16 protein-coding genes are annotated in these 23,740 nt (G+C 68.1%); 5 read left to right on the forward strand and 11 right to left on the reverse strand.

Annotated features, from left to right (window positions below; translation table 11 throughout):
- Positions 1–113: 113 nt before the first annotated feature.
- From WMF22_RS46310 to WMF22_RS46330, 5 genes are all read right to left on the reverse strand, one after another.
- On the reverse strand, positions 114–542 hold the full coding sequence (locus WMF22_RS46310) for a hypothetical protein (protein WP_438033901.1): 429 nt from the start codon (positions 540–542) through the stop codon (positions 114–116).
- A 411-nt stretch (positions 543–953) separates the two neighbouring features.
- Positions 954–1,850 carry a hypothetical protein gene (locus WMF22_RS46315; RefSeq protein WP_438033902.1) on the reverse strand — a complete coding sequence of 299 codons (897 nt, stop codon included), beginning with the start codon at positions 1,848–1,850 and terminating at the stop codon, positions 954–956.
- A 550-nt stretch (positions 1,851–2,400) separates the two neighbouring features.
- A complete protein-coding gene (locus WMF22_RS46320) occupies positions 2,401–3,297 on the reverse strand; it encodes a hypothetical protein (RefSeq protein WP_438033903.1) in 897 nt (298 codons plus the stop codon).
- 486 nt (positions 3,298–3,783) lie between these two features.
- Positions 3,784–4,671 (reverse strand): hypothetical protein, encoded by an 888-nt coding sequence (locus WMF22_RS46325; protein WP_438033904.1) that lies wholly within the window; start codon positions 4,669–4,671, stop codon positions 3,784–3,786.
- Between the two features lie 544 nt (positions 4,672–5,215).
- Entirely contained in the window at positions 5,216–6,097 is an 882-nt protein-coding gene (locus WMF22_RS46330; protein ID WP_438033905.1) for a hypothetical protein, read from the reverse strand.
- A 98-nt stretch (positions 6,098–6,195) separates the two neighbouring features.
- Here WMF22_RS46330 and WMF22_RS46335 point away from each other — a divergent pair, with 98 nt between their 5' ends.
- A complete protein-coding gene (locus WMF22_RS46335; protein WP_438033906.1) occupies positions 6,196–7,677 on the forward strand; it encodes a hypothetical protein in 1,482 nt (493 codons plus the stop codon).
- A 227-nt stretch (positions 7,678–7,904) separates the two neighbouring features.
- Here WMF22_RS46335 and WMF22_RS46340 read toward each other — a convergent pair whose 3' ends face one another.
- The 5 genes from WMF22_RS46340 to hsdR form a co-directional block, all read right to left on the reverse strand.
- Positions 7,905–8,309 (reverse strand): hypothetical protein, encoded by a 405-nt coding sequence (locus WMF22_RS46340; RefSeq protein WP_437296228.1) that lies wholly within the window; start codon positions 8,307–8,309, stop codon positions 7,905–7,907.
- A 52-nt stretch (positions 8,310–8,361) separates the two neighbouring features.
- Positions 8,362–9,420 (reverse strand): DUF1835 domain-containing protein, encoded by a 1,059-nt coding sequence (locus WMF22_RS46345; protein ID WP_438033907.1) that lies wholly within the window; start codon positions 9,418–9,420, stop codon positions 8,362–8,364.
- 687 nt (positions 9,421–10,107) lie between these two features.
- On the reverse strand, positions 10,108–11,739 hold the full coding sequence (locus tag WMF22_RS46350; RefSeq protein ID WP_438033908.1) for a hypothetical protein: 1,632 nt from the start codon (positions 11,737–11,739) through the stop codon (positions 10,108–10,110).
- Positions 11,736–13,160, reverse strand: coding sequence for an N-6 DNA methylase (locus WMF22_RS46355; protein WP_438033909.1), 1,425 nt, complete (start codon positions 13,158–13,160; stop codon positions 11,736–11,738). The genes WMF22_RS46350 and WMF22_RS46355 overlap by 4 nt, the downstream gene beginning before the upstream one ends.
- Before the next feature lie 25 nt (positions 13,161–13,185).
- Positions 13,186–16,638, reverse strand: coding sequence for a type I restriction-modification system endonuclease (gene hsdR, locus WMF22_RS46360; RefSeq protein ID WP_438033910.1), 3,453 nt, complete (start codon positions 16,636–16,638; stop codon positions 13,186–13,188).
- 235 nt (positions 16,639–16,873) lie between these two features.
- On the opposite strand from hsdR, the gene WMF22_RS46365 reads away from it, so the two are divergent.
- A complete protein-coding gene (locus WMF22_RS46365) occupies positions 16,874–17,965 on the forward strand; it encodes a PEGA domain-containing protein (RefSeq protein ID WP_438033911.1) in 1,092 nt (363 codons plus the stop codon).
- Positions 17,966–18,036: 71 nt separating this feature from the next.
- On the opposite strand, the gene WMF22_RS46370 is transcribed toward WMF22_RS46365, so the two are convergent.
- Entirely contained in the window at positions 18,037–19,761 is a 1,725-nt protein-coding gene (locus tag WMF22_RS46370; protein ID WP_438033912.1) for an ABC transporter substrate-binding protein, read from the reverse strand.
- 442 nt (positions 19,762–20,203) lie between these two features.
- Between WMF22_RS46370 and WMF22_RS46375 the strand changes: the two genes are divergently transcribed.
- From WMF22_RS46375 to WMF22_RS46385, 3 genes are all read left to right on the forward strand, one after another.
- Positions 20,204–21,067 carry a hypothetical protein gene (locus WMF22_RS46375; RefSeq protein ID WP_437296235.1) on the forward strand — a complete coding sequence of 288 codons (864 nt, stop codon included), beginning with the start codon at positions 20,204–20,206 and terminating at the stop codon, positions 21,065–21,067.
- 231 nt (positions 21,068–21,298) lie between these two features.
- On the forward strand, positions 21,299–22,321 hold the full coding sequence (locus tag WMF22_RS46380) for a hypothetical protein (protein ID WP_437296236.1): 1,023 nt from the start codon (positions 21,299–21,301) through the stop codon (positions 22,319–22,321).
- Between the two features lie 48 nt (positions 22,322–22,369).
- Complete coding sequence (locus WMF22_RS46385) at positions 22,370–23,623, forward strand: PP2C family protein-serine/threonine phosphatase (protein ID WP_437296237.1); 1,254 nt, start codon at positions 22,370–22,372, stop codon at positions 23,621–23,623.
- Positions 23,624–23,740 lie beyond the last annotated feature (117 nt).

Consider the following 23,740-nt stretch of genomic DNA (forward strand, 5'->3'; position numbering starts at 1 on the left):
CCCGCCAGCTGACTCACCTCGGGCGCCGTGGCTCTACTGCCGGAAGTCGGCCGGTGAGGCGAACCGCCAAGCCGCCAAGGGCGCCAAGAAAACTCCTGGTGCGCGAGGCGCTCTCAGGAGCCGGTCGTGGCGAGGAGCTCCCGGGCGTCGCTGATCACGGCGGCGCGGCGGAGCCAGCGGTCCAGCTCGTCGAGGTCGGCGCTCGCGAGGACGCGCTCCCGCACCTCGGCGGGGACCTCCAGCCCGCGCGCCTCGAGGAAGGCGAGCACGTCGTGTGCCTTGGCTTCGAGGATTCCCTCCTTCCGGCCTTCCTGCCGGCCCTTCGCCACGTAGCCGCGCGCGAATTCGCTCTGAAATTCGTAACCGCTCTTCATCATCGCCTCCAACCTCCGCCTCGCCGCTGCGTTCAGCGAGGATAGCATCAGATCCCCATAGACGGCCCGGCGCTCCTCATCGAGCCCGGCCGCCGCTGCGAAGAATGCCTCGCCGATCGCCTCCGCCGCCTCGCTCTGTCCGTGCGCCATCGCGGAGAGCACGGCCACCTGGGGCGCCGCCTTCGCCTGTTCGACAGTCAGGGGGCGAGGCTGCGCGTGGGGCTCTCGGGAACACGAGCGGACTCAGGCCCTCGTGGTCGTCGACACCGTACCGATGCCTCGGACATGGCGTCCGCTGTGGCTCTTGCGCAGCTGGCCCTCAGATTCAGCTCATGGGCCGATTCCTGGCGTGTCGCTCAGAAGACGCGGCGAGCTCCGTGATTTGTCGCTTCGAGGGGCGAGGGCACCCCGAGCCTGTCGCAACCCGAGCCGGCCAATCGACCGCGATCGGGGGGCCGGCTTTACCGTCGATGCGCAGAGGCGAGCGCGGAGAAGTCGGCTGGTGCGGAGGACACCCTGCATCGCCGTCGGGCGACAGGGGCGGCGCGCTCGGCTGCTCCTGGGGCCCGAAGGGTTGGTTCAGGAGCCGGTCGTGGCGAGGAGCGCCTGGGCGTCGCTGATCACGGCGGCGCGGCGGATCCAGCGATCCAGCTCGTCGATGTCGGTGCTCGCGAGGACGCGTTCCCGGACCTCGGCGGGGACCTCGAGCCCGCGGGCCTCGAGGAAGGCGAGCACGGCCTGCGCCTTGGCTTCGAGGATTCCCTCCTTCCGGCCTTCCTGCCGGCCCTTCGCCACGTAGCCGCGCGCGAACTCGCTCTGAAACTGGTAACCGCTCTTCATCATCGCCTCCAACCTCCGCCTCGCCGCTGCGTTCAGCGAGGATAGCACCAGATCCCCGTAGACGGCCCGGCGCTCCTCATCGAGCCCGGCCGCCGCCGCGAAGAATGCCTCGCCGATCGCCTCCGCCGCCTCGCTCTGTCCGTGCGCCATGGCCGAGAGCACGGCCACCTCGGGCGCCGCCTTCGCCTGCTCGGCGTCGGTGACGACCGGGACGCCCTGCGGCCCGAGCACCAGGGGCGTCAGCGTCCAGCCAGGGTGGCCGGTGTCGATCGGCCGCGCGCTCCACCGCGCCATCGCCGCGCCGATCGTCACGACCAGCAGCCGGGTCGGGCAGCGGTGCCGGGCGCGCGTCTGGGTGACGTACACCGGCCAGACGTAGGGCTTGTCCGGGTCCACGCGGAGCTGGACCTCGACCACGATGGCCATCGCGGGCCGCTGCTGCTCGCCGACCAGCAGCACGACGACGACGTCCGCGCGGCGGTCGGAGGGCACGATCTCGGTGAAATCGGAGGACTCGACGCGCGCCTCCGTGAAGGTCGGGACCGGATGGCCGAGCGCGTCGTGCAGCATCTCAACGGCCAGTGTCGGCCGGTTCTTGAAGAGCTCCACCAGGGCTTCATGGGTCACAGAGGGCATGGAGTGGTCTCACGAGTGGTTGCGATCATGCTGGATTTGCGTGGCGCGCCAGGCTCATGCGGTGGGACCCGCAGGGGCCGAGCGGCGCCCTCCCACTCATGAATTCCGGGCAGCTCCGTGAGGTCGTCACGCCATGTGACCCGCATGTGCGCCGGCGGTCATGGCACGCAGCTGAACGAGAGAGGAGGGCGCTCGGGCGCACGAGCGGAATCAAGCCCTCGACGGTCGCCAACGCCGTACCGAGGCCTCGGACATGGTGTCCGGTGTGGCTGTTGCGTAGCTGGCCCTCCGATTCAGCTCCGGCTTGGACACCCGGCGCCTTCACTCAGACGACATGGCGAGAGCGGTGTGTTTTCGTTCTGAAAAGCGAGACGATCCCGATCGTGACGTGCCGGAAGCCGCGGTATCGGCCGCGCCCAGGGCTGATGGCGTTGCCGCCGGTGCTCAGGGAAGCGAGCGCGGAGAAGTGGGGAGGGCAGGGGGCACGCTGCATCGCCGTCTGGCGATAGGAGCAGCGCGCTCGTCTGCTCCTGGGGCCCCGGGTGTCGGTTCAGGAGCCGGTCGTGGCGAGGAGCTCCCTGGCGTCGCTGATCACGGCGGCGCGGCGGATCCAGCGGTCCAGCTCGTCGAGGTCGGCGCTCGCGAGGACACGCTCTCGCACTTCGGCGGGGACCTCCAGCCCGCGGGCCTCGAGGAAGGCGAGCACGTCGTGTGCCTTGGTCTTCAGGGTGCCCTCGCGCATCCCTTCTTCTCGCCCCTTCGCCACGTAGCCGCGCGCGAATTCGCTCTGAAACTGGTAACCGCTCTTCATCATCGCCTCCAACCTCCGCCTCGCCGCTGCGTTCAGCGAGGATAGCACCAGATCCCCATAGACGGCCCGGCGCTCCTCATCGAGCCCGGGTGCCGCCGCGAAGAATGCCTCGCCGATCGCCTCCGCCGCCTCGCTCTGTCCGTGTGCCATCGCCGAGAGCACGGCCACCTCGGGCGCCGCCTTCGCCTGCTCGGCGTCGGTGACGACCGGGACGCCCTGCGGCCCGAGCACCAGCGGCGTCAGCGTCCAGCCAGGGTGGCCGGTGTCGATCGGCCGCGCGCTCCACCGCGCCATCGCCGCGCCGATCGTCACGACCAGCAGCCGGGTCGGGCAGCGGTGCCGGGCCCGCGTCTGGGTGACGTACACCGGCCAGACGTAGGGCTTGTCCGGGTCCACGCGGAGCTGGACCTCGACCACGATGGCCATCGCGGGCCGCTGCTGCTCGCCGACCAGCAGCACGACGACGACGTCCGCGCGGCGGTCGGAGGGCACGATCTCGGTGAAATCGGAGGACTCGACGCGCGCCTCCGTGAAGGTCGGGACCGGATGGCCGAGCGCGTCATGCAGCATCTCGGCGGCGAGCGTCGGCCGGTTCTTGAACAGCTCCACCAGGGCTTCATGGGTCACAGAGGGCATGGAGTGGTCTCACGAGTGGTTGCGATCATGCTGGATTTGCGTGGCGCGCCAGGCTCATGCGGTGGGACCCGCAGGGGCCGAGCGGCGCCCTCCCACTCATGAATTCCGGGCAGCTCCGTGAGGTCGTCACGCCATGTGACCCGCATGTGCGCCGGCGGTCATGGCACGCAGCTGAACGAGAGGGGAGGGCGCTCGGGCGCACGAGCGGAATCAAGCCCTCGACGGTCGCCAACGCCGTACCGAGGCCTCGGACATGGTGTCCGGTGTGGCTCTTGCGTAGCTGGCCCTCCGATTCAGCTCCGGCTTGGACACCCGGCGCCTTCACTCGGATGACATGGAGAGAGCGGTGTGTTTTCGTTCTGAAAAGCTACCGCCACTGCCGCCGGCGCTGAAGGCGGTGAGGGCGGAGAAGTAGGATGGTGCCCGGCCGGCCTGCCATCGCCTGCCAGGACAGAAGCAGCGCGCTTGTCCGCTCCTGGGGCGCTCTCAGGAGCCGGTCGTGGCGAGGAGCTCCCGGGCGTCACCGATGGTCGCGGCACGGCGGATCCAGCGGTCCAGCTCGTCGAGGTCAGTGCTTGCGAGGACGCGTTCCCGCACCTCGGCGGGGACCTCGAGCCCGCGGGCCTCGAGGAAGGCGAGCACGGCCTGCGCCTTGGCTTCGAGGCTTCCCTCCTGCCGACCTTTCGCTACGTAGCCGCGCGCGAATTCGCTCTGAAACTGGTAACCGCTCTTCATCATCGCCTCCAACTTCCGCCTCGCCGCTGCGTTCAGCGAGGATAGCACCAGATCCCCGTAGACGGCCCGGCGCTCCTCATCGAGCCCCTCCGCCGCTCCCGAAAAAAAGGCCACACCGATGGCTTCGGCCGCCTCGCTCTGTCCGTGCGCCATCGCGGAGAGCACGGCGACCTCGGGCGCCGCCTTCGCCTGCCCGGCGTCGGTGACGACCGGGACGCCCTGGGGCCCGAGCACCAGCGGCGTCAGCGTCCAGCCAGGGTGGCCGGTGTCGATCGGCCGCGCGCTCCAGCGCGCCATCCCCGCGTTGATGGTCACGACCAGCAGCCCGGTTGGGCAGCGGTGCCGGGCCCGCGTCTGGGTGACGTACACCGGCCAGACGTAGGGTTTGTCCGGGTCCACGCCGAGCTGGACCTCGACCACGATGGCCATCGCGGGCCGCTGCTGCTCGCCGACCAGCAGCACGACGACGACGTCCGCGCGGCGGTCGGAGGGCACGATCTCGGTGAAATCGGAGGACTCGACGCGCGCCTCCGTGAAGGTCGGGACCGGATGGCCGAGCGCGTCATGCAGCATCTCGGCGGCGAGCGTCGGCCGGTTCTTGAAGAGCTCCACCAGGGCTTCATGGGTCACAGAGGGCATGGAGTGGTCTCACGAATGGTTGCAATCATGCTGGATTTGCGTGGCGCGCCAGGCTGGTGCGGTGGGACCCGCACGGGCCGAGCAGCGTTCTCCCACTCATGAATTCCGGGCAGCTTCCCGGGGTCATCACGCCATGTGACCCGAGGGGGCCCCCGACAGTCAGGGCGCGGGGCTGCGCGTGGGGCTCTCAAGGATACGAGCAGACTCAGGCCCTCGTGGTCGTCGACTCCGTACCGAGGCCTCGGACATGGCGTCCGCTGTGGCTCTTGCGAAGCTGGCCTTCTGATTCGGCTCAGGGGCCGATTCCTGGCGTCTCCCTCAGGAGACGCGGCGAGCTCCGTGACTTGTCGTTTCGAAGGGGCGAGGGGATCCCGAGCCTGTCGCAACCCAGGCCGGAGAATCGACCGCGATCGGGGAGCCGGCGTTGCCGCCGATGCGCAGGGAGGCGAGCGCGGAGAAGTCGGCTGGTGCGGAGGACACCCTGCATCGCCGTCGGGCGACAGGGGCGGCGCGCTCGGCTGCTCCTGGGGCCCCGGGTGTCGGTTCAGGAGCCGGTCGTGGCGAGGAGCTCCTGGGCGTCGCTGATCACGGCAGCGCGGCGGATCCAGCGGTCCAGCTCGTCGAGGTCGGTGCTCGCAAGGACACGCTCTCGCACCTCGGCGGGGACCTCCAGCCCGCGGGCCTCGAGAACGGCGAGCACGTCGTGTGCCTTGGCTTCGAGGATTCCCTCCTGACGGCCCTTCGCTACGTAGCCGCGCGCGAATTCGCTCTGAAACTGGTAACCGCTCTTCATCATCGCCTCCAACCTCCGCCTCGCCGCTGCGTTCAGCGAGGATAGCACCAGATCCCCGTAGACGGCCCGGCGCTCCTCATCGAGCCCGGGTGCCGCCGCGAAGAACGCCTCACCGATCGCTACAGCCGCCTCGCTCTGTCCGTGCGCCATCGCGGAGAGCACGGCGACCTCGGGCGCCGCCTTCGCCTGCTCGGCGTCGGTGACGACCGGGACGCCCTGGGGCCCGAGCACCAGCGGCGTCAGCGTCCAGCCAGGGTGGCCGGTGTCGATCGGCCGCGAGCACCAGCTCGCCATCCCCGCGTTGATGGTCACGACCAGCAGCCCGGTGGGGCAGCGGTGCCGGGCCCGCGTCTGTGTGACGTATACCGGCCAGACGTAGGGTTTGTCCGGGTCCACGCGGAGCTGGACCTCGACCACGATGGCCATCGCGGGCCGCTGCTGTTCGCCGACCAGCAGCACGACGACGTCCGCGCGGCGGTCGGAGGGCACGATCTCGGTGAAATCGGAGGACTCGACGCGCGCCTCCGTGAAGGTCGGGACCGGATGGCCGAGCGCGTCATGCAGCATCTCGGCGGCGAGCGTCGGCCGGTTCTTGAAGAGCTCCACCAGGGCTTCATGGGTCACAGAGGGCATGGAGTGGTCTCACGAGTGGTTGCAATCATGCTGGATTTGCGTGGCGCGCCAGGCTCATGCGGTGGGACCCGCAGGGGCCGAGCAGCGTTCTCCCACTCATGAATTCCGGGGAGAGCCGTGAGGTCGTCACGCCATGTGAACCACGGGTGCCCCGACGCTCAGTGCTCGGTCCGGCCGTCGTCCCCGAGATCACCGACCCTGCCGAGGCCGAGAAGGAGGCGGAGCTCGCCGTGCTGTCGGCGGTGGCGCACGGCAACGGGCCGAACGGGCTCACCGTGGTTCAGGCGGCGCTCGTCGCCCTCGGTCGGCTCGACCAGGAGCACGCGATGGTCTACTTTCAGGTCATCTGGAACGGGTTGCGTGAGCCCATGCGTTGGAATATCTTTGTTTCCTGGAGCTGGAGAAATTTGAATAGACATCCCTGGACCGCGCCTGGCGACCGCCAACGCCGGCAGTATGGCCACGTCAGCAGGGACCATCGTATTCGATTCTTCGATAATCAAGGCTCCAGCAGCTGCCATGAGCGCTGCGAACAAAGGCGATGGTGGTTCGTCGAAGTCACCTCCGAAGCCGGAGTCCCCTGCCAAACCCGGCACCAGGGCGCAGGCTCCGGCGGCGGAACAGCCCAGGCCGGCTGCCCCGAAGGTCGAGCCCGCGGCAGCGCCGGCGCAAGGAGGCTTTCCTCCGTTGCAGAAACGTGCGGGGATCTTCATGTTCAGCGACGCCAAGAAACGGATTCTGGCGGCGGCGCCCCACGAGCGAATCGCCATGTTCCGGCAAACTGCGGCGCAGATCATGGCAGATGCGCCCGGAGAGATGATGTTTTCGAGCGCAAGGTGACGAACGCGGAAGCCATGTTCGTGGGCTCGGCAGGCGAAGCGTTGGTGTTCACCAAGGATGGCACGGCGTTTCGGGGAAATCTGAGGACCCCAGACCAATTCACCCCTGAAGGCGAACGGGTCCTTCACGGCGAACTTCGACAAGCTGACGAAATGGGGAACCAAATGACCAGCCGATCGATACAGGTGCAACCCATCGACGCGGACGCGGCAAGCGCGATCGTGGAATCGATCCACGAGCCAGTGGTTCGAAACCTTGTCAGCGTTGCATTCGGAAAGGCGTGGGGGCGGTTCGCGAGGAGCTTTACGCTGGACGGCCAGGAGATTCCGCTCCGCCTGCCCGCGGAGTCGTTCGACATGGCGTTCTTCATCCGCGTGACGCGGGCGCTCTTCTCAACACCGCAATTCATTCGTAGCATTCTGGAAGGAGAAGCCGTTGCACCGGCCCCCATCGTGCGCGCGCCACTGGCGCTGAACGAAGAGGCCGCAGAGCGCGTGCGGCAATCCATATCCGATCCTGTTTGCCGCAACCTGGTCACCGCCGCCCTCAACGAAGCGCGAAGGCAAATCGTCGAGAGCGGGGTCGCCGGCAAGGCCGAAGCTCAGGCGCCGCCGCGCTTGCCGTTCGACATGGAGTTCTTCGCCACTGTGATGGAGGACTACTTCTCGTTGCCATGGTTGATCGAGCGGCTCCTGGACGGGCAGTCACCCGCGCAAGCCTCCGGGTGGGATGATGAGTGACGAGCGGTCGTCGGGCGCCTACCCATCGGACTCGACGTAGAAGGAGAGCCCGTACCGTGCCACTACGCGGGGGTGCGCATGCCAACGTCGCCGATCACGCCAGCCGAGCGCTCGCCCCCGCCGTCGACGGCGAACGAAGAATCCGCGCCAGTCGATGTGCAGTGTGAAAGCGCCGGCCCGAGCGCGGGCGCCGCCCGGCTCCCGAGACGCGCGCGCCCGCACACGGATCAACGGCGCTTCGAGCCGGAGCCGGACTGCAGACACGCCTCCAGCGTGTCCTTCTCGCCCGCGACGTGCACCTGGCGCATCACCAGGCCGCGCCGCGCGAGCCACGCCCGGTACCGGTTGCAGAAGGCGGTGTACCGGAGACCGCTGGGATGCTGCCGCAAGTACTCCAGGTGCAGCAGCTCCAGCGTCACGTGCGGCCGGTGCCGCTCGCGGTGAATCCAGGCGCAGTCGGGCTCGGCTGGGGCGACCCCCGGCTCGACGACGGTCGTGCCGTAGAGCGCCCGCTCGAGCCCTTCATCGTCCAGCTGGGTGACCTGCTCCCACGTCGTGTGTCGGTGATCATCGCGTCCCGCGTCGGGCCGGCGAAGATCGCGGCCACGTGTTCGCTGGTGTTCACCGTTCACCGCTGGCGCCTGCGCCGATCTGGGCCGCGCTGGCCGGAGCCGCTGCTACCCCTCACAGCCGAGCGAGCCGTCCGTCTTCGAGCAATATCCAGGGGGAGGAAGGTGCATACGCCTCGGTCCCGGCGATGGGCAGGCTTGGCGCATCCGTGAGCTGTTCGAGCCCCTCGTCGCGGAGTCGGATGCCACGTTCGGTGAGGCGGTAGACGAACGACTTCATCCCCTCGTCAGGATTCGGGCCAGGCGCGCGCTCCACGAATGCGCTCGAATCGTGCCTCGCCCATCGGGACAGACGACCTTCCAGGAACAGGTCGCCTGTACAGGAGAGAATTTCTCGCAAGTCCAGTCCAGGTTGCGACCTGTCGCAGAACACGGACACGTCAGTCTTGTAATCCTGTCCCGAAAGGATGGTCAGGATGAGCTCGTCGAATCGGCTGAGGCGCAGGGCGCCTTCCGTGGTCCTTCTCGGAAAGAAGCATGACAGAAGCTCCCACAAGGGGGCAAGCTCTGGGAACCCTTCGACGCCAGCCATGCAGCTCTCGACGAAGGCCAAGGGATCCTCCTCGGTGTAGCTTTCCCAGAGGCGAACGGCACGGTCGTAGCGCTCCGCTGGCCAAGGGCATGATTCGTCGAGACGATCCAGAAGAGCCTTGTCCAAATGGTCCGCTACCGATGCGGAGCAGTTGAACCGCGGAACGATCGGCGGCTCTGGAGGACTTGTTCTTGTGCCGTACACAAACTCGAACTCGGCGACAATGACGTCACTGCATGCGATCCCGATGTGCCTCAACCAGCTACAGGCCCTCCATAGGTTCACTCGCTCGTGGAGGCTCACTGATACCCACAAGACGACGGGCGGCTCCCAGCGAACATCCGGAGCGTAGAGCCGATCCCACTTTTCGCCAGAATCATCCCTATCGGAGTGGGCTTCAGAGAGGGACAACCACGTCTCGCGGAGCCGGTTATGTTCTGCGGCATCCCGACGGCTCGGTCCGATGACAAGACAGTCTGACGCGCGCACGACGTTGGTAGCACCGAGCTGAACCAGGCGGTCTGCTGTTGGCGGATCAAAGGCGACGTGCGTCGCATCAAGAAGCATAGGGGCGTCCGTCATGCTCAATTAAACCCACACTCGTAGCATTCACTGTATTTGTAGGGCCGTTTGTCCTGGCAATCTTCGCGGCAGTAATCACAAAGACTCCTGTGACCAATCGGACGCGTGCACCGCCGCCCCATGTCCCTGCATTTTTCGTACATCTCGGTACATTCGTGAACTGGCGTGCACCCTGCCATTAACGCGGACGAGTCGCTGCCCACGTCTTCGCTTCCGCCTTCGTCGTCTTCGCCGTTACTTGGGAAATCTCCCGCCCCTGCGGATTCTGTCGGGTATCCAGCACCCGCGCTTCCCGGCTCCACTGTGTCGCAAGTGTAGGACAAGTCGCATGCCGACACGAGCACCGCTGCGAGCCCGCCGCACGACACGAGCGCGCTCGCCTTCTTCAAGCCGTCTCCCATGTTTTCCTCCCCTTTCCGGATGCGCGCACCGTTCTCCCACTGGAAGGCGACGTCAACAGATTGTCTACATCACGACTATGTTGATGCGGTAGTGCGTACGAATCTGGTGCGGTCGGCCGCATGTCGCGCGCGGGCAACTTGCTGGCCATTGCGAAGGCTGAGCGCTCCCGGTCGCGGCGGTGACGGTGGGGCCATTCGCCAGGCGAGGCTACCAGATGCCTCTCACTGCGCCCGCTGCCAGGGGGAGGAGTACGGCCGCCGGTAGTGCGGCACCGGGAACTGCTTGCTACCCGCGGGAACGCGCCGGCGCTTGGCTTCGGCGGCTTGCATGGGGTTTCCTTCCTGGAACCGTGGGGTCGGATGGGGCTGGGGGCGGAGATGCAGCGGTGCGGCGGCGGCCGGCGCCGTTGGTGGTCTTGCCGTTCTGCTCACGCTCGGCGCGGAGGCGCTCGAGGACGACGGAGGCGGGCTCGTCGTTCGAATCCTGGGGGACGAGCTCGCCGCGGAAGGCTTTGGCGAGGATGGCGCGGTCGAGCAGATCTTGTGCTGCGCGAGCCGGATGTACAGCCGTTTCAACCTTTTGCGTCCACCGTTGCAGAGAGCGAACACGCTCTACAACCACGTCCATCTCGCCGCGCGGCCCGACTGGAACCGCGCACTTCCTCAGCGTATCGATATTCAGCGTTTTTCGAGCGACTTCTCTAGCGTCGAGGTTCAGCCGGTGCTGCATTGTTGTGGAGGAGAGCCACGACGCAAGCCATGCGGCCGGAACAGCATCGGCCACGATACGGGCAACGGCACGTGCGATATTGGCACCTGCAGTATCAGGAGGCGCCACGGCCACGCGGCCAATCGTGCCCACTACTGAAACTAAGACCTCTCCTCCCTGGAGACGTGACCGGCTATATTCTGCATCGACGGTCGCGTTGATAGTCCGAAGCTGACTCGTCAGAACTGTCCCACTTTCCAGATCACAGACTCTGACCAGCGGTACGCCACGTTCATCCTCATCACCTGGTTGGACAACGCCGTAGCAGATGGGCCGCTCGCAACTGCTCACCTCATCGATGCTCGTCCAGCACCACCCCTCCGGCAGCTCCAGTAGCTCGCTCGCATCCACCGCCGCGGGTTCCTCGTACTTCTCCTTCCACCGGTCGTCCCCCGGCACCTTCCCCTTCGCCCGCATCTTGACGAGCTCCGCCTCCTCCCACCGCCGCCGCCGCTCGGCGCGGATCCGCTTGAGCAGCTCCTCGGCCGGCTCCACGTCGGGGTTCTTCTCCCGCCAGTCTGCCGTGAGATCGCCGCGGAAGGCGGCTGCGAGCACGGACTGGCGGAAGCGCTCGAGGAGCGCGGGGATGGCGTCGAGTGCTTCCTTGGCGCGGCGGTTGCGGGAAGTAAGCTCGTCGAGCTTGTTGACAATGCGATGCTGCTCGGCGAGGGGAGCCAATCGCAGCACCCAATTAGATATGCGGTCGGCGCCCAGATGGTTGATTCCGATGCCCTTGCCCGCATCGGCGAATCGGCCTGACCGAGCATCGTTCAAGAAGTGATAATATAGATATTCCGGCAGGGGCATTTGCGAGCGAATGCGAATGAGAGTATTCTGGAAGCAGGTGCCATCGATTTCTCCGCGCCAGATAGCGGGCTTGCCTACTTCGCTCGCACTGCCCGACGCCTCACTCAGCAGCACATCGCCTGGATGTAGGCGATATGTCTCGAATTCTCGCGGTTCGAAGTTCATCTTCTTAATATCGGAGAGTTCGAGACCATTCCAGGTGACATTGGCTGCGCGGAGATAGGGTCTAAGGTAATCGCCCGCCACTTTGTCCGGTGAGCGCTGCCTGCCGAGTCGGACTTCGGAAACATGGCTCGCGATCACGGAGATCCAGCCCGGAGGGAGATCATCGCTGTAACTCACGCATCCACCCCTAGCGCCGCCTGGAGCGCCTGGATCTCAGCCGTCGCGATCCGCAGCTTTTCAAGCATCTCCGCCGCGATCTCCTCCGGCTCCGGCAGGTCGGCTGCCCCATGCACGCTTTCGTCCTTGAGCCAGCTTATGTCGAGGTTATCCCCCCGACCCTTGATCTCCTCCCGGGTAAACCTCCGGAAGCGCCCCTCCTCCCCCTGATCCTTCCGCCGGCTCTTCCCGTACGGATCGCTCCCGAACGCCTTCTCGAACTCCGTGAAGTGCTCCTGCCCGAGCGGCGTCCTCTTCCCGAACGAGGGCATGTTCGCCCGCAGGTCATAGACCCACACCGCCTTCGTGTTCCCCTTGTCTTTCTTCTCCTCCCCGCGCGTGAAGAACAGCACGTTGGTCTTCACCCCTTGCGCGTAGAAGATCCCCGTCGGCAGCCGCAGGATCGTGTGCAGATCGCACTTGTCCATCAAATCTGCCCGGATCTGCGCCCCGGTGTTCTCCTCGAAGAGCACGTTGTCGGGCAGCACCACCGCGGCCCGCCCGCCCGGCTTCAGCCCTCGGTAGATGTGCTGCAAGAACGCGAGCTGCTTGTTCGACGTCGGGTACGTGAAGTCCTTCCGCGACGGCAGCCCGCCCCCCTTCTTCGTCCCGAAGGGTGGGTTCGTCAGGATCACATCCGCAGGCGCCAGCCGCTCGCCGTCGGACGCGAGCGTGTCCCCGCGCACCAGGTTCGCCTCGATGCCGTGCAGCATCAGGTTCATCAGCGCCAGCCGGTGCGCGTCCTCCACCAGCTCGATCCCGTAGAACGCCTTCTTCTTCTGAAAATCCTGCTCGCGCTGGCTCAGCTCATAGATCTTGTCATCCGCCCTGATGAACCGATCCGCCGCGATAAGAAACCCCGCCGTCCCCGCCGCCGGATCCTGCACCAGCTCCCCCGCCTTGGGCTGGACAAGCCGCACCATGCAGTCGATGAGCGGCCGCGGCGTGAAGTACTGCCCTGCGCCCGACTTCTTCTCGCTCGCGTTCCGCTCGAGCAGGTCCTCGTACATGTTGCCGAGGCCCTCCTCGCGCGCCGAGTACCAGTCGAGCCGCTCGATCTCCTTCACCAGCGTTCCCAGGTTCTTCGGTTGCTTGATCGACGTCTTGGCGTTGACGAAGATCGCCTGCACGCGCCCTGACGCCTCGGTGCCCAGGTGGAGCAGCGTGGCGCGGTAGAAGTTGAGCAGCCCGACACCCTCTTTCGCAGCGAGGTCGTCCCAGCGGTACCCCTTGGGCAGCTCCTTCTCCGTGCCCGTCTCCTTCGCCATCTTGAGGAAGAGCAGGTACGTCAGCTCGGTGAGGTATTCGTGGTAGGTGATGCCGTCGTCCCGCAGGACGTGGCACAGATCCCAGAGCTTGCGGACGATGTCAGCGGTCGTCATGGTCGGCGCTTTCCACCTACCACAGTCAGCCGGCCGCCTTCTCCCAGATCGCCTCCTTCAGGTCGCCCAGCACTTGCTCGAGCTGCCCGTCGAAGATCTTGTCGATCCGCTGGAAGCCGCCGTCGGCCTGGAACTGCCCGCGATCGAGCGCCGCCCGGTCCACGACCTCGTCCGCCTTGATCTGCTTGCCGATGCGCTCGAGCCACTTTCGCTGCACGCTCGTCCACGCGCGGCCCTGGCCGATCTTCGCCACCGCCCGGTCCACCCGCTCGCCATAAGGCACGAGCGGATCACCGAGCGAAGCGCGCCGGATGAAGCCCATGACGGAGGCGGCGATGTCGGCGTTCGTCTTGTACCGCCACGCGGCCCGCAGCCCCGCCTCGCTGTAGCCGGCCCCGTCGAGCGCGAGCTTGAGCTCCCGGAGCTGCTCGCGCGTGAGGTCGCGCGGCCGCTGCGTGACCAGCATCAGCGCCGGGAGCGCGTTGCCGTTGTCGCGAAGATACGCCGCGAAGCCTTCCAGGTAATCGTCCGGCCGCGCCACCTTGCCGTGGCCAGGCCCCACCTCGATCACCCGGTCGGGGTGCTCCGAGACGATCATCGGCCGGCCAGCCTCGCTCTTCTTGTCCAGGAATGAGACGAGATACCCGTGCTGGGCGAAGAACTCCGCCGCAGCCTCCGGCGTCCCCGCCTTGAGCAGGCGCGCGACCTCGGCCGGCGACATTCCTGCGAGGTTCTCGAACCGGGACAGGTTATCCCCCTTGAGCACCTGCCGCTTGCGCTGGAGCTTGGCGATGAGCTGCTCGAGCACCGCCGCCCGCGCCTCGGCGTCCTTCACCGTCCGGAGCTCGCCCACGAGCGCCTCGAACGAGAAGCTCACGTCGTTCACCACCGGCGTCATCGAGGTGAGGCGCTCGAAGTTCTCGTACAGCGCCACCGCGTCGAAGATGCGGAAGCTCGCCTTGTCGATCTGCGGGCACAGGCGCGTGGCCCGGCCGAGCATCTGCTCGTACAGGATGCGGCTCTTGACCTGCCGCAGAAAGACGAGGTTGCAGATCGCCGGGACATCGACGCCCGTGGTCAGGAGATCCACGGTGACGACCACGTTGGGGAGGCGCTCGTTCTTGAAGTGCCGGATGAGCTGGAGCGGGCGATCGACGCTGGGGTGGCCGGTGATCTTGGCCACCGCCCCCTCGTCGACCCTGCCGTATTGAGCGGCGAACGCCGCCTCCAGGAACCTGACGACCAGATCGGCGTGAGCGTCGTTGACGCAGAAGATAAGGGTCTTCCCTGGGAGCGTGGGGTCGATGTGCCTGGCGAGCTCGGCGCACACGACCTCGTTGAAGCTCTCGGTGATGACCTTGCTGTTGAATCCGTCGATGTCGATCTTCACCTCGTCCTTGACGTCGACGAGCTCCACGGCGGCGGTGCGCGGGTCGATGCGCCGCATCTGCTCGCCCTTCTTCCAGATCATCCCCTTCCTCGCGAGCTCGGTGACGATGGACACCGGCGGCTCGTGGTCGACGAGGCAACCGTCGATCACCGCCTCACGGTACGAATAGAGGAAGACCGGCTTGCCGAAGATCTCCGCCGTGTGCGCCGCGGGCGTGGCCGTGAGGCCGATCTTCACCGCGTCGAAGTGATCGAGGACGCGCCGGTACCTGGAGACGTAGTCGTCCAGGCTGCGGAAGCTCAGCTCGACGTCGCTCATCTCCTGGTCGAGCGTGTACCCGCGATGACACTCGTCGACGACGATGCAGTCGTACTGGTCGACCGGCGGCACGTCGCTCTTCTCCTTGTCGCCCTCCTCCTTCGGCGAGAGGACGCGCTTGACCATGCCCTGGATGGTCGCGACATGCAGCTTGGTGCCCGCGTCGGGCCGCACGTCGTCGAGACCCTTGATGTTGTAGATTTCCGCGAACGTCTGCAGGTTCTCGAGCCGCGCGTCCTTGAGCGCGTCCACCGTCTGCTCCCCGAGCGCGCTCCGGTCGACGAGGAAGAGCACGCGCCGGAACCGCTGGGCCTTGATCAGCCGGTAGACGAGCCCGATGGCGGTGCGCGTCTTCCCCGTCCCCGTGGCCATCGCCACGAGGCACGCCCGCTGCCCGCTCTCGATCGCCGCCTCCACGGCCCGGATGGCGCTGATCTGGTAGTCGCGCAGATCGAGGTAGCCCGTGGGCTCACTCCCCAGCTTGGCGTGGGCGGCGTCGATGTCCTGCTTGAAGAGCGCGACGAGCCCCTCCGGCGTGTACCAGCCCTGGAGCGGGCGCGTGAGGTGGGCTGGCCGCCGCGCGTCGCGGAACCAGATACCGCTCTTGGTCTCGAGCTGCTTGAGATACGCCCGCCCGTTCGTGGCGAAGAGGAACGGCACCTTGTGCGCCCCTCCCCATGGACCACCCGCGAACCTGGCGTCGCCCTCCACCTGGAAGCCACGGCTATAACGCGTGGTCTGCTGCTTGAGCACGTTGGCCACGTCCACGCTCATCTTCTTGGCTTCGACGACGGCGAACGCCTCGAGCCCGACGAACAGCGCGTAGTCGACAGGGCCAGTCTCCGTCGGCCACTCGGCGATGGCGAGGTTCTTTCCCTTCTGCGGCCTCGTTCCCCGCCTGTAGTGGAGCTGCTCGGAGTCCGCTTCCCATCCGGCGTCGCGGAGCTGCTTGTCGATGAGCCGGCGGGTCGCGGCCTCGTCGAGGTGGATCGCCTGCGCTGCTTCCGCGGCGCGGTCGACAAAGGCTTGAACCTCCGCGGCGGGCGCCGCCGCGGCCTGGGCCTGGAGGGCGGCGAGCTCCGCGGCGAGCTGCGCGGCGAGCTGCGCCTTCTGGCGCTCGAAGGCCTCGACGTCCTTCGAGCGCTTCTGCTCGGCCTCAGTGGCGAGCGCTTCCCAGAGGGCCCGGTCCTCGGCCTCCTTCCGGGCGCGCTCCTCGGCGGTGAGGCGCTTCCTTGCCTCCTCCTCGGCGGCGGCTCGGACGGCCTCGATGTCGACCTTGCTCCTGGCCAGCTCTCCGCGCAGCCGCTCGAGCTCGGCGGCGAGCGAGGCGTCTTCCTTCGCCGGATCCGGGGGCGGCACGAAGGGCCCAGGGTCGAACTTCCTGTTGTTCCCGAACGAGCGCTGGAACCAGACGGCGAGCTCGCGCGCCATCTTGAGCTGGTGAAGCGCCTCGTGATGGTCGCCGCGGAGCTCGTGGGTCGCCTTGTTTCCGACGACGCGCAGGTCGTGGAAGAGCTGTCGTGTCGTCGCGTCGAGCGCGCCCCGGTCGCGGAGGCGGCCGATCAGCGTGGCCTGGTTGTCTTCGGGCGAGATGTAGAGCCCGAGGCGCGCGGCGGCGCGCTGAGCGAGGATCTCGCCGAACTGCCGCAGCTTCACCAGGCAGGTGTTCGGGTCCTCGGCGAAGTAGCGCTCCGCCTGCGTCCCGAGCACGACGAGGCGCGGGTCGTGGTGGGCGAGAAACGCGAAGTTGGGCGAGGCGGCAGGGGGCATGGATCGAGCTCGCGCGTGGGTGGGGGGGACCGTTCCATGGAACACCAGCCCGGGGTGCGGATGGAAGTGGAACGACCCGCCGTGCCGGGCGGTATCGCGCGAGGAGCAGACGTTCAGGTGCGCGCGCGGTCGACGGGCACGTCGAGACGACGTCAAATCGTCGTGAAAACGCATGCAGCGGCGCGGGCGCGCGCCGTTGCCGGGCCGGCGATGCCGTTGATAAAGTGGGCTATCCATGACGCGCTTGCGCTTGCGGTCGGTCCTGTTGCGGTGCTGCCTTCTCGGCGCGTTGATCGGCGCCACGGCGCCCTCGCGCGCGGCGCCGCCGCCCGGAGGGGCGCCGCCGGCGGCCGCGGCGCTGCGCCAGCAGGCGCGGATCGCCTTCTTCGGGCGGCGGTGGGCGGACGCCGAGGCGCGCTTCGAGGCCGCCCTGGCGGCGCCCGACGCCGCGGGGATGACCGAGGCGCAGCTGGCCGAGGTCCTCGGGTATCTCGGGCTCTCCGAGCTGGAGCAGGGCAAGCACCGGGAGGCCGCCGAGCACCTGGGGGAGAGCCTCGAGCACGACGCCGCCCTGAAGGAGGCGCTCGTCCGCCGGTTCACGAGCGCCTTCAACAAGGCGCTGGAGCACGTCGGAAGGATCTACGTGGCTGCCGCCCCGCCCGACGCCGAGGTCCTCCTGGACGGGGAGCCGATCGGCACAGGGGCCACGGTCCTCGAGCTGTTCGTCGATCCGGGGAAACACACGGTCCTGGCCCGACTGTCGGGGTACGAGGAGCTCTCGCAGCGGGTCGAGATCGCCGCTGGGGGCACGGTCGGCGCGGCGCTGACGCTCTCTCGCGTGGCCCCGCCGCCCCCGCCCGCCCCCGAGCCGAGCGCCAAGAAGAGCGAACCGGTCGCGCCGGCCGCGGCCCCGCCTGGGCCCTGGACGTCGTGGCCGGGAACACTGCGGATCGCGGGGATCGCCGTCACGACGGCCGCCATCTCCTCGGGGACTGTCTTCATGCTCCGGGCGAACGTCCTCGATGGAGACATCGATGAGCGCGGCGACGGCCTCGACCGCGATCCAGCATGGACCTCCGACGCGTGCCGCCAGGTGCCGCAGCCCTCCGCATGCCCCGAGCTCCACCGCTTGCGCGTCCAGCGCGACACGTCCCGCGCCCTCGGGGCCGCCCTTGTCGCGACGGGGGTCGTCGTTGGCGCTGCGACCGTTGTGTCCTTCTTCGCGGGCTCCTCGTCCCCGCGAGCGAATGCGGCGCCGGCCGCCCTCCGTGTCTTGCCGGTGACGACGGCCCAGCAGATCGGCGTTGTGGCGCTCGGGGCGTGGTGAGCCCGCCACCCATGACGGGGATCACCGTCGGCGCGGCCTTCGCGGTGTCCCCCGCGGAGGCCCGCGGCGCGTCACTTCGGCCTGATCTCGGTGAGGACGAGCAGGTACTCCGGCGGGTTGTTCGGCGACAGCTTGGCGTACGGGTTCTCCCTGGTGGGGAAGCCGGTGAAGCGCTTCGTGCTGTACTCGCCCCAGGAGGGGTTCTTGAAGAGCGGGATCACCGGCGCGTTCTGCGCGTAGAGCACCTGCACCTCGTCGAGGATGCGCTTCTGCTCCGCTGACTCCGTCGCCGCCTCGAACTGCTGGAACAGCTTGTCGGCCTCCTTGTCGCCGTAGCGGTGCCAGTTGCGCGCGCTCGCCTCGCCGACGGGCTTCACGAGCTCCGCGGACATGAGATCTCGGTAGTAGTTGTAGGGCGTCGGCTCGACGGTGGTCCACCCCATCGACATGTCGAACGTGCCCTTCTGGAGCGCCTCGAAGAACGCGCTGAAATCGTACGCCTTGAGCGAGGCGTCGATGCCGAGCTGCTTGAGGTTCTGCGTCATGATCTGGACCGCGCGGACCCAGTCGGACCAGCCGGTGACGACGTTGATCTCGAAGCGCATGGGCTTGCCGTCCTTCACCCGGATCCCGTCCGGGCCCGGCGCGTACCCGGCCTCGTCGAGCAGCTTCTTCGCCCTCTCCACGTCGAGCTTCACCCAGTCGCCCGCCGCCACGGCCTTCGGGTTGCGCCAGCGCTCGTAGGAGTCGTCGAGCCCCGTCGCGTCCGCCGGCTGGGTGTAGTCGTTGGACGCGATCTTCACGATCTGCGCCCGATCGATGCCCATGCTGATCGCCTTGCGCACACGCACGTCGTCGAACGGCTTCTTCGTGCTGTTCGGGTAGAGCGTGGCCATGCCGCCGACGAGCGGGAACCAGTAATGGTGGTTCGCCGGATCCTTGGCGACATAGACCTTCTCGATCTCGGGGACGAACGCGCCCGCCCAGTCGACCTCGCCGTTGATGATCGCCAGGTTGACCTGGTCGTTGCCCGGATACGCCGGGAAGCGCAGCCCATCGACGGCCGGCTTCCCCTTCTGCCAGTAGTTCGGGTTCTTGCCGAGCTCGTAGACCTGGTTCTGGAAGGTCTTGATCTCGGTGAACGGCCCCGTCGCCACGGGGTTCTCGTTCGCGTACGTGACCGGATCGGCGACGTCCTTCCATTTGTGCTCCGGCACGATCGGCTGGTGGCCGATGTAGCTGAGCCCCGGGACGTACGGCCGCTTCAACGCGAACTCCACCGTCGTGTCGTCCGTCGCCTTCACGGACTCGACGAACTTCCACACCCCCGAGAGGTCGAGCGCGGCGTGCTTCTTCAGGAGCTCGAACGTGAACACGACGTCCTTCGCCGAGAACGCTTGTCCATCCGACCACTGGACGCCGGAGCGGGTCGTGAAGGTGAGCCTCTTGTTCCCGTCGCTCCACGCGTATTTCGTGGCGAGCCACGGCGTGTACTCGCCCTTCATCGTGTTGAAGATGAGCATCGGCTCGTAGATGCCGGCGAGCGTCGGGAATCGCACGCTCCCCTCGGCGAGCAGGGGGTTGAAGCTCCGCACCCAGGAAGCCTGCTGCTCCCTCGAGATCGTGACCATCGAAGCGCCCTTCGCCGCAGGCTTCGACGCGGACGCGGCCGACCCCTCCGGCGCGCCACGCGCCGCCTCGGCTTTCTCCTTGGAAGAACAGCCCGCGGCGGCGCCGGCGGAAAGCATCAGCGCCGATAGAAAGAAGATGCGACGCGACATAAGTCCAGTCTTCATGACAAGCCTCTCCGCGCGGGCGACGCCGGGTCCCCGCGACGCTCCATCCCCGTGACAGCGCGCGGCGCCGTCGCCCGGCAGACAGGGGACGACGGACGGCCGCGCGAGGTCCTCCATGCCGGGCTCGGCATGGCATGGAACACTTTACCGGTTAAGTCATGTGGGTGTCAACGCGCAGACGTGGCCTGGTCGAGCGGGTCGCGGGCCCGCGCGCGCCGGAGCCGGAGCCGGAGCCGGAGCCGGACAGGGACACGCGAGCAGGGGGCTCACCCGCGCGTGGTGCCCGCTGATTCCGGACCTCCTCCTTCATGCTTCATGTCGCAGAGGAGGCGCTGCTCGAAAGTTAACCATGTTGACAAACCATCGTTGAAAACGATAGAGGTCGTAGTGTTGTCCTGAGCTTGAAATCGACTCACTTCCCCTCTGCCAAGGAGCTCCTCCCATGAGATCGAATCCGCTGATGAACAAGCCGTGGAGCGCTCATCTCGGCTCGGCGCTGGCGCTGATCGTCGCTCCCCTTTCGCTGGGCTGCGTGAGCGAGATGGGCGACGAGGGCGAGGGGACCCTGGACGAGGCCGTCGGGGAGGCCCAGGCGGCGATCGGCTGGTCGGGGTACAGCTGGGGATGCGGCGGGAGCTGCGACCTCAACCTGGGGACGGACGTCGACCGGACGTGCTTCCTCGCAGGCGTCTGGGGCAAGCTCGGGGCCAGCTCTCAGGCCTCGGTGCGCGTACAGCGGTCCGGCGGCGACTGGATCCTCGAGGTCGACGCCGCCAGCGGCCAGAACCTGGGCGCCAACGCCGTGTGCGTCAACACGGCGGAGAACAGGACGGGTCAATACACCTGGACCTGGGGACCGGGGGAGGGCCTGCCGACGAGCATGGGATTCGGCACGTCGTCACGGCGGTGCTTCCTCACGCAGGTGATCAGCGACGGCGCGTTCAGGTTCAACAACTGGATCACGGACTACGCGAAGGTGCGCAAGGACGCCTCGGGCGAATGGTTCCTCGAGGGCGTCAGCACCACGGGCGTGGATACCCCGGTGACGGCCACGGTGAAGGCCATCTGCGTGGACGTGCCGCAAAACTACGGCGCATGGCAGTGGCTCGCCGGCAACAACCATCGCGTCGATCTTCTGGCGAGCAATTCGGTCGGCGGGGTGGCGTGCGGCATGACAGGGCTGGGCGGGCCCTTCACCTCGAACAACTGGACCGACGGCGTCTGGCTCGAGTACAATCCAACGACGCTCGACTGGGAGCAGCACACCGTCAACAACAAGACGGCCTGGTCTCAGTGCGTCCGGTGACCGGCACGGCGGCTTGACGGAGGAATGCCGTCCAGGGCCCGGATCCGGCGCTCGGCGGCGCCGCCGGCTCCGCATGTGCGGTCGTCTGCGGGGGCGAGCGTCCCCCGCGCCTCCACGCCCACGCGGCGGCTCGGCGTCTTCACGGCACCTCTCGGACGCGCGCTGTGATGTAATGGGCCGTGTCCACCCCCGGGGCAGCGGCTGCCCAGGGGGATAACCCGCGGTGAGCCCTTGAGCGCTTCTCCTCCCAAAGCGACGATCGCCGTCCTCGAGCGGAACCGCGTCGTCGGCCAGCGCATCGCCCGCGCGATGTCCGCTGCCTCCGGCCTGCAGGACGTGCCCGTCGCCAGCGATCCCGCCGAGCTGCGCGCCCGGCTGTCCGAGCGGCCCCTCCTGCTCGGCTGCGACGCCGCCGATCTCGACCTCGCGCTCGAGTGGGCGGCCGAGCGATACCCCAGCATGCACCTGCTCGTGTGGACCTCGGGCAGCACCGACGCGATCCTCCACGCCGCCCTGAAGGAGCCCCGCCTCTCCAGCATCGTCGGCTGGCCGAGCTTCGCCTCCATGCCGCGGCCCTGGGAGATCGCCCTCGCCGTCCGCCGCATCCTCAAGCCGCTCGCCCTGCCGCCTCGGCTCTCCGACCTGCTCTCCTGGGGCGCCACCATCGTGAAATGGCGCCCCCGCACGAGCGACGACCGAGACCGCACCGTCGCCGAGGTCGCGCACTGGGCCGAGCGCTCCGGCGCCCCGGCGCGGGTCGCCGAGCGGATCGCCTCCCTCGCGCACGAGCTGCTCATGAACGCGATGTACGACGCGCCCGTCGACCGCCGCGGCCGGCCCCGCTACGCGCACGACAGGCGGCGCGACCTCGTGCTCGAGGAGAACGAGATCCCCACCCTGCGCCTCGGCACCGACGGCGCGTACCTCGCCCTCCAGGCCCACGATCCGTTCGGCGGCCTCCGGCGGCACCACGTCTTCGAGGGCATCACCCGCGGCCTGAGCGCCCGCGGCGCCGACTCGACGAGCGCCCCCGTGCTCGACACGTCGCGCGGCGGCGCCGGGCTCGGCATGCTCAAGATCTACGCGGCAGGCGCCGTGCTCGTCGTCGACGTCTCGCCCATGGCCTCGACCATGGTCACCTCCTTCTGGGACCTCGACGTCAACCCGCGGGAGTTCCGCTCGCTCCCGGCGTCCCTCCACTTCTTCGAGCGCTCCACGCCGGCGATCGAGACGCTGGAGCGGACCGGGTGGTGACGCCCGCGCGCGGCGCAAGAGGACGGCGAGCCGGCCGAGGCGGGCGCCATGGCTGAGATCGATCCGCTCCTCGCGCGGCAGCTCCGGCGCCTCGGGATCGAGGACCTCGACGCGCCGCCCGACAAGGAGACCTGGCACAAGGTGGTCGCGCGCATCAGCGAGCACTACCGCCACGTCGCCGACGATCGGAGCCTGCTCACCCGCTCGCTCGACCTCTCCACGAACGAGATGGGCGCGCTGCACCGGCAGCTCCTGGCCGAGCGGGACCGCCTGCGCAGCGTCGTCGTGGCCATCGGGGACGCGCTGACCATCTTCCACGACGCCGCGAGCTCGCAGGTCGAGCCGTCGCGGCCGATCGAGGTCGGCTCGACGATCTCCACGGCCAAGCGGCGCTTCGCGTCGAAGCTCGGCGAGCTCTTCTCCCTGAGCGGCGCGGCGCCCGGCGGCGCGGCCCAGGACGCCGCGGGCGCGAGCGGCTCGGACGAGGCGATCAACGAGGTCCGCGTGCAGCTGGTCGCGCTCGGGGACCGGCTGGTGCAGCTGCTCTACGACACGGCGGAGAAGGCGTCGCTGAAGAAGCAGCTCGAGGTCGCGCGCGCCGTCCAGCAGATGCTCGTGCCGAGCGAAAACGTCATCGAGCGGCCCTCGCTGCGGCTCGCCAGCCACTTCCAGCCCGCGGCGGAGTGCGGCGGCGACTGGTGGACGTTCCACGATCTGCCGGACGGCAGGCTGCTCACCGTCGTCGGCGACGTGACAGGGCACGGCATCTCGTCCGCGATCATCACGGGGGCGGCGAAGGCCGCCTGCGACGTCGTGCGCACGTTCGCGCGCGAGGCGATCGGCCCGGCGCAGCTGCTGCGGGTCATGAACTGCTCGATCTTCGAGGCAGGGCAGCAGAAGTTCCTGATGACGTGCGCGGCGTGCATCTTCGACCCCGCAGCCGGCTCGATGACCCTCGCGAACGCCGGGCACCCGTTCCCTTATCTGGTCAGGAACAACGCGCTCCGGCAGCTCGCCGCGCAGGGCGAGCCGCTCGGGGCGGCGAGCTCGGCCGAGTACACGTCGAGCACCATCGCCCTGGAGGGCGGCGACGCGCTGCTCTGGTTCACCGACGGCGTGACCGAGTGCGAGAACGAGTCGAGCGAGCAGTTCACCGAGAAGCGGCTGCGATCGCTCTTCCAGAGCGTGGCCGCCTGCCCGCCCGAGGAGGCGAGGGACGCGATCGTCGAGGCGGTGTCCAGGTTCCGCGGCGAGCGCTCCTTCGACGACGACGTGACGCTCGTCGTGGCGCGCGTGTCGTGAGGGCTTCGTAGGGGGCCAGGGGAGTGCGAGCGAGCTCGACCGCCCCGTCGTGGCGCCCGGCTCACCACGTCCCGACGCCCGCCGTGGCCCGCGTGCTGTAGCCTGAGAGCGCGGAGC

This window comes from Sorangium sp. So ce204 (assembly GCF_051526795.1).
Classification (GTDB): Bacteria; Myxococcota_A; Polyangia; order Polyangiales; family Polyangiaceae; genus Sorangium; species Sorangium cellulosum_B.

Bases quoted from the DNA above. Each gene is read 5' to 3' on its own strand.
- WMF22_RS46315 (WP_438033902.1), bottom strand. From the start codon at position 1,850: ATGCCCTCTGTGACCCATGAAGCCCTGGTGGAGCTCTTCAAGAACCGG.
- WMF22_RS46320 (WP_438033903.1), bottom strand. From the start codon at position 3,297: ATGCCCTCTGTGACCCATGAAGCCCTGGTGGAGCTGTTCAAGAACCGG.
- WMF22_RS46325 (WP_438033904.1), bottom strand. From the start codon at position 4,671: ATGCCCTCTGTGACCCATGAAGCCCTGGTGGAGCTCTTCAAGAACCGG.
- WMF22_RS46330 (WP_438033905.1), bottom strand. From the start codon at position 6,097: ATGCCCTCTGTGACCCATGAAGCCCTGGTGGAGCTCTTCAAGAACCGG.
- WMF22_RS46335 (WP_438033906.1), top strand. From the start codon at position 6,196: ATGAATTCCGGGGAGAGCCGTGAGGTCGTCACGCCATGTGAACCACGG.
- WMF22_RS46345 (WP_438033907.1), bottom strand. From the start codon at position 9,420: ATGACGGACGCCCCTATGCTTCTTGATGCGACGCACGTCGCCTTTGAT.
- WMF22_RS46355 (WP_438033909.1), bottom strand. From the start codon at position 13,160: ATGACGACCGCTGACATCGTCCGCAAGCTCTGGGATCTGTGCCACGTC.
- hsdR (WP_438033910.1), bottom strand. From the start codon at position 16,638: ATGCCCCCTGCCGCCTCGCCCAACTTCGCGTTTCTCGCCCACCACGAC.
- WMF22_RS46365 (WP_438033911.1), top strand. From the start codon at position 16,874: ATGACGCGCTTGCGCTTGCGGTCGGTCCTGTTGCGGTGCTGCCTTCTC.
- WMF22_RS46370 (WP_438033912.1), bottom strand. From the start codon at position 19,761: ATGAAGACTGGACTTATGTCGCGTCGCATCTTCTTTCTATCGGCGCTG.
- WMF22_RS46375 (WP_437296235.1), top strand. From the start codon at position 20,204: ATGAGATCGAATCCGCTGATGAACAAGCCGTGGAGCGCTCATCTCGGC.
- WMF22_RS46385 (WP_437296237.1), top strand. From the start codon at position 22,370: ATGGCTGAGATCGATCCGCTCCTCGCGCGGCAGCTCCGGCGCCTCGGG.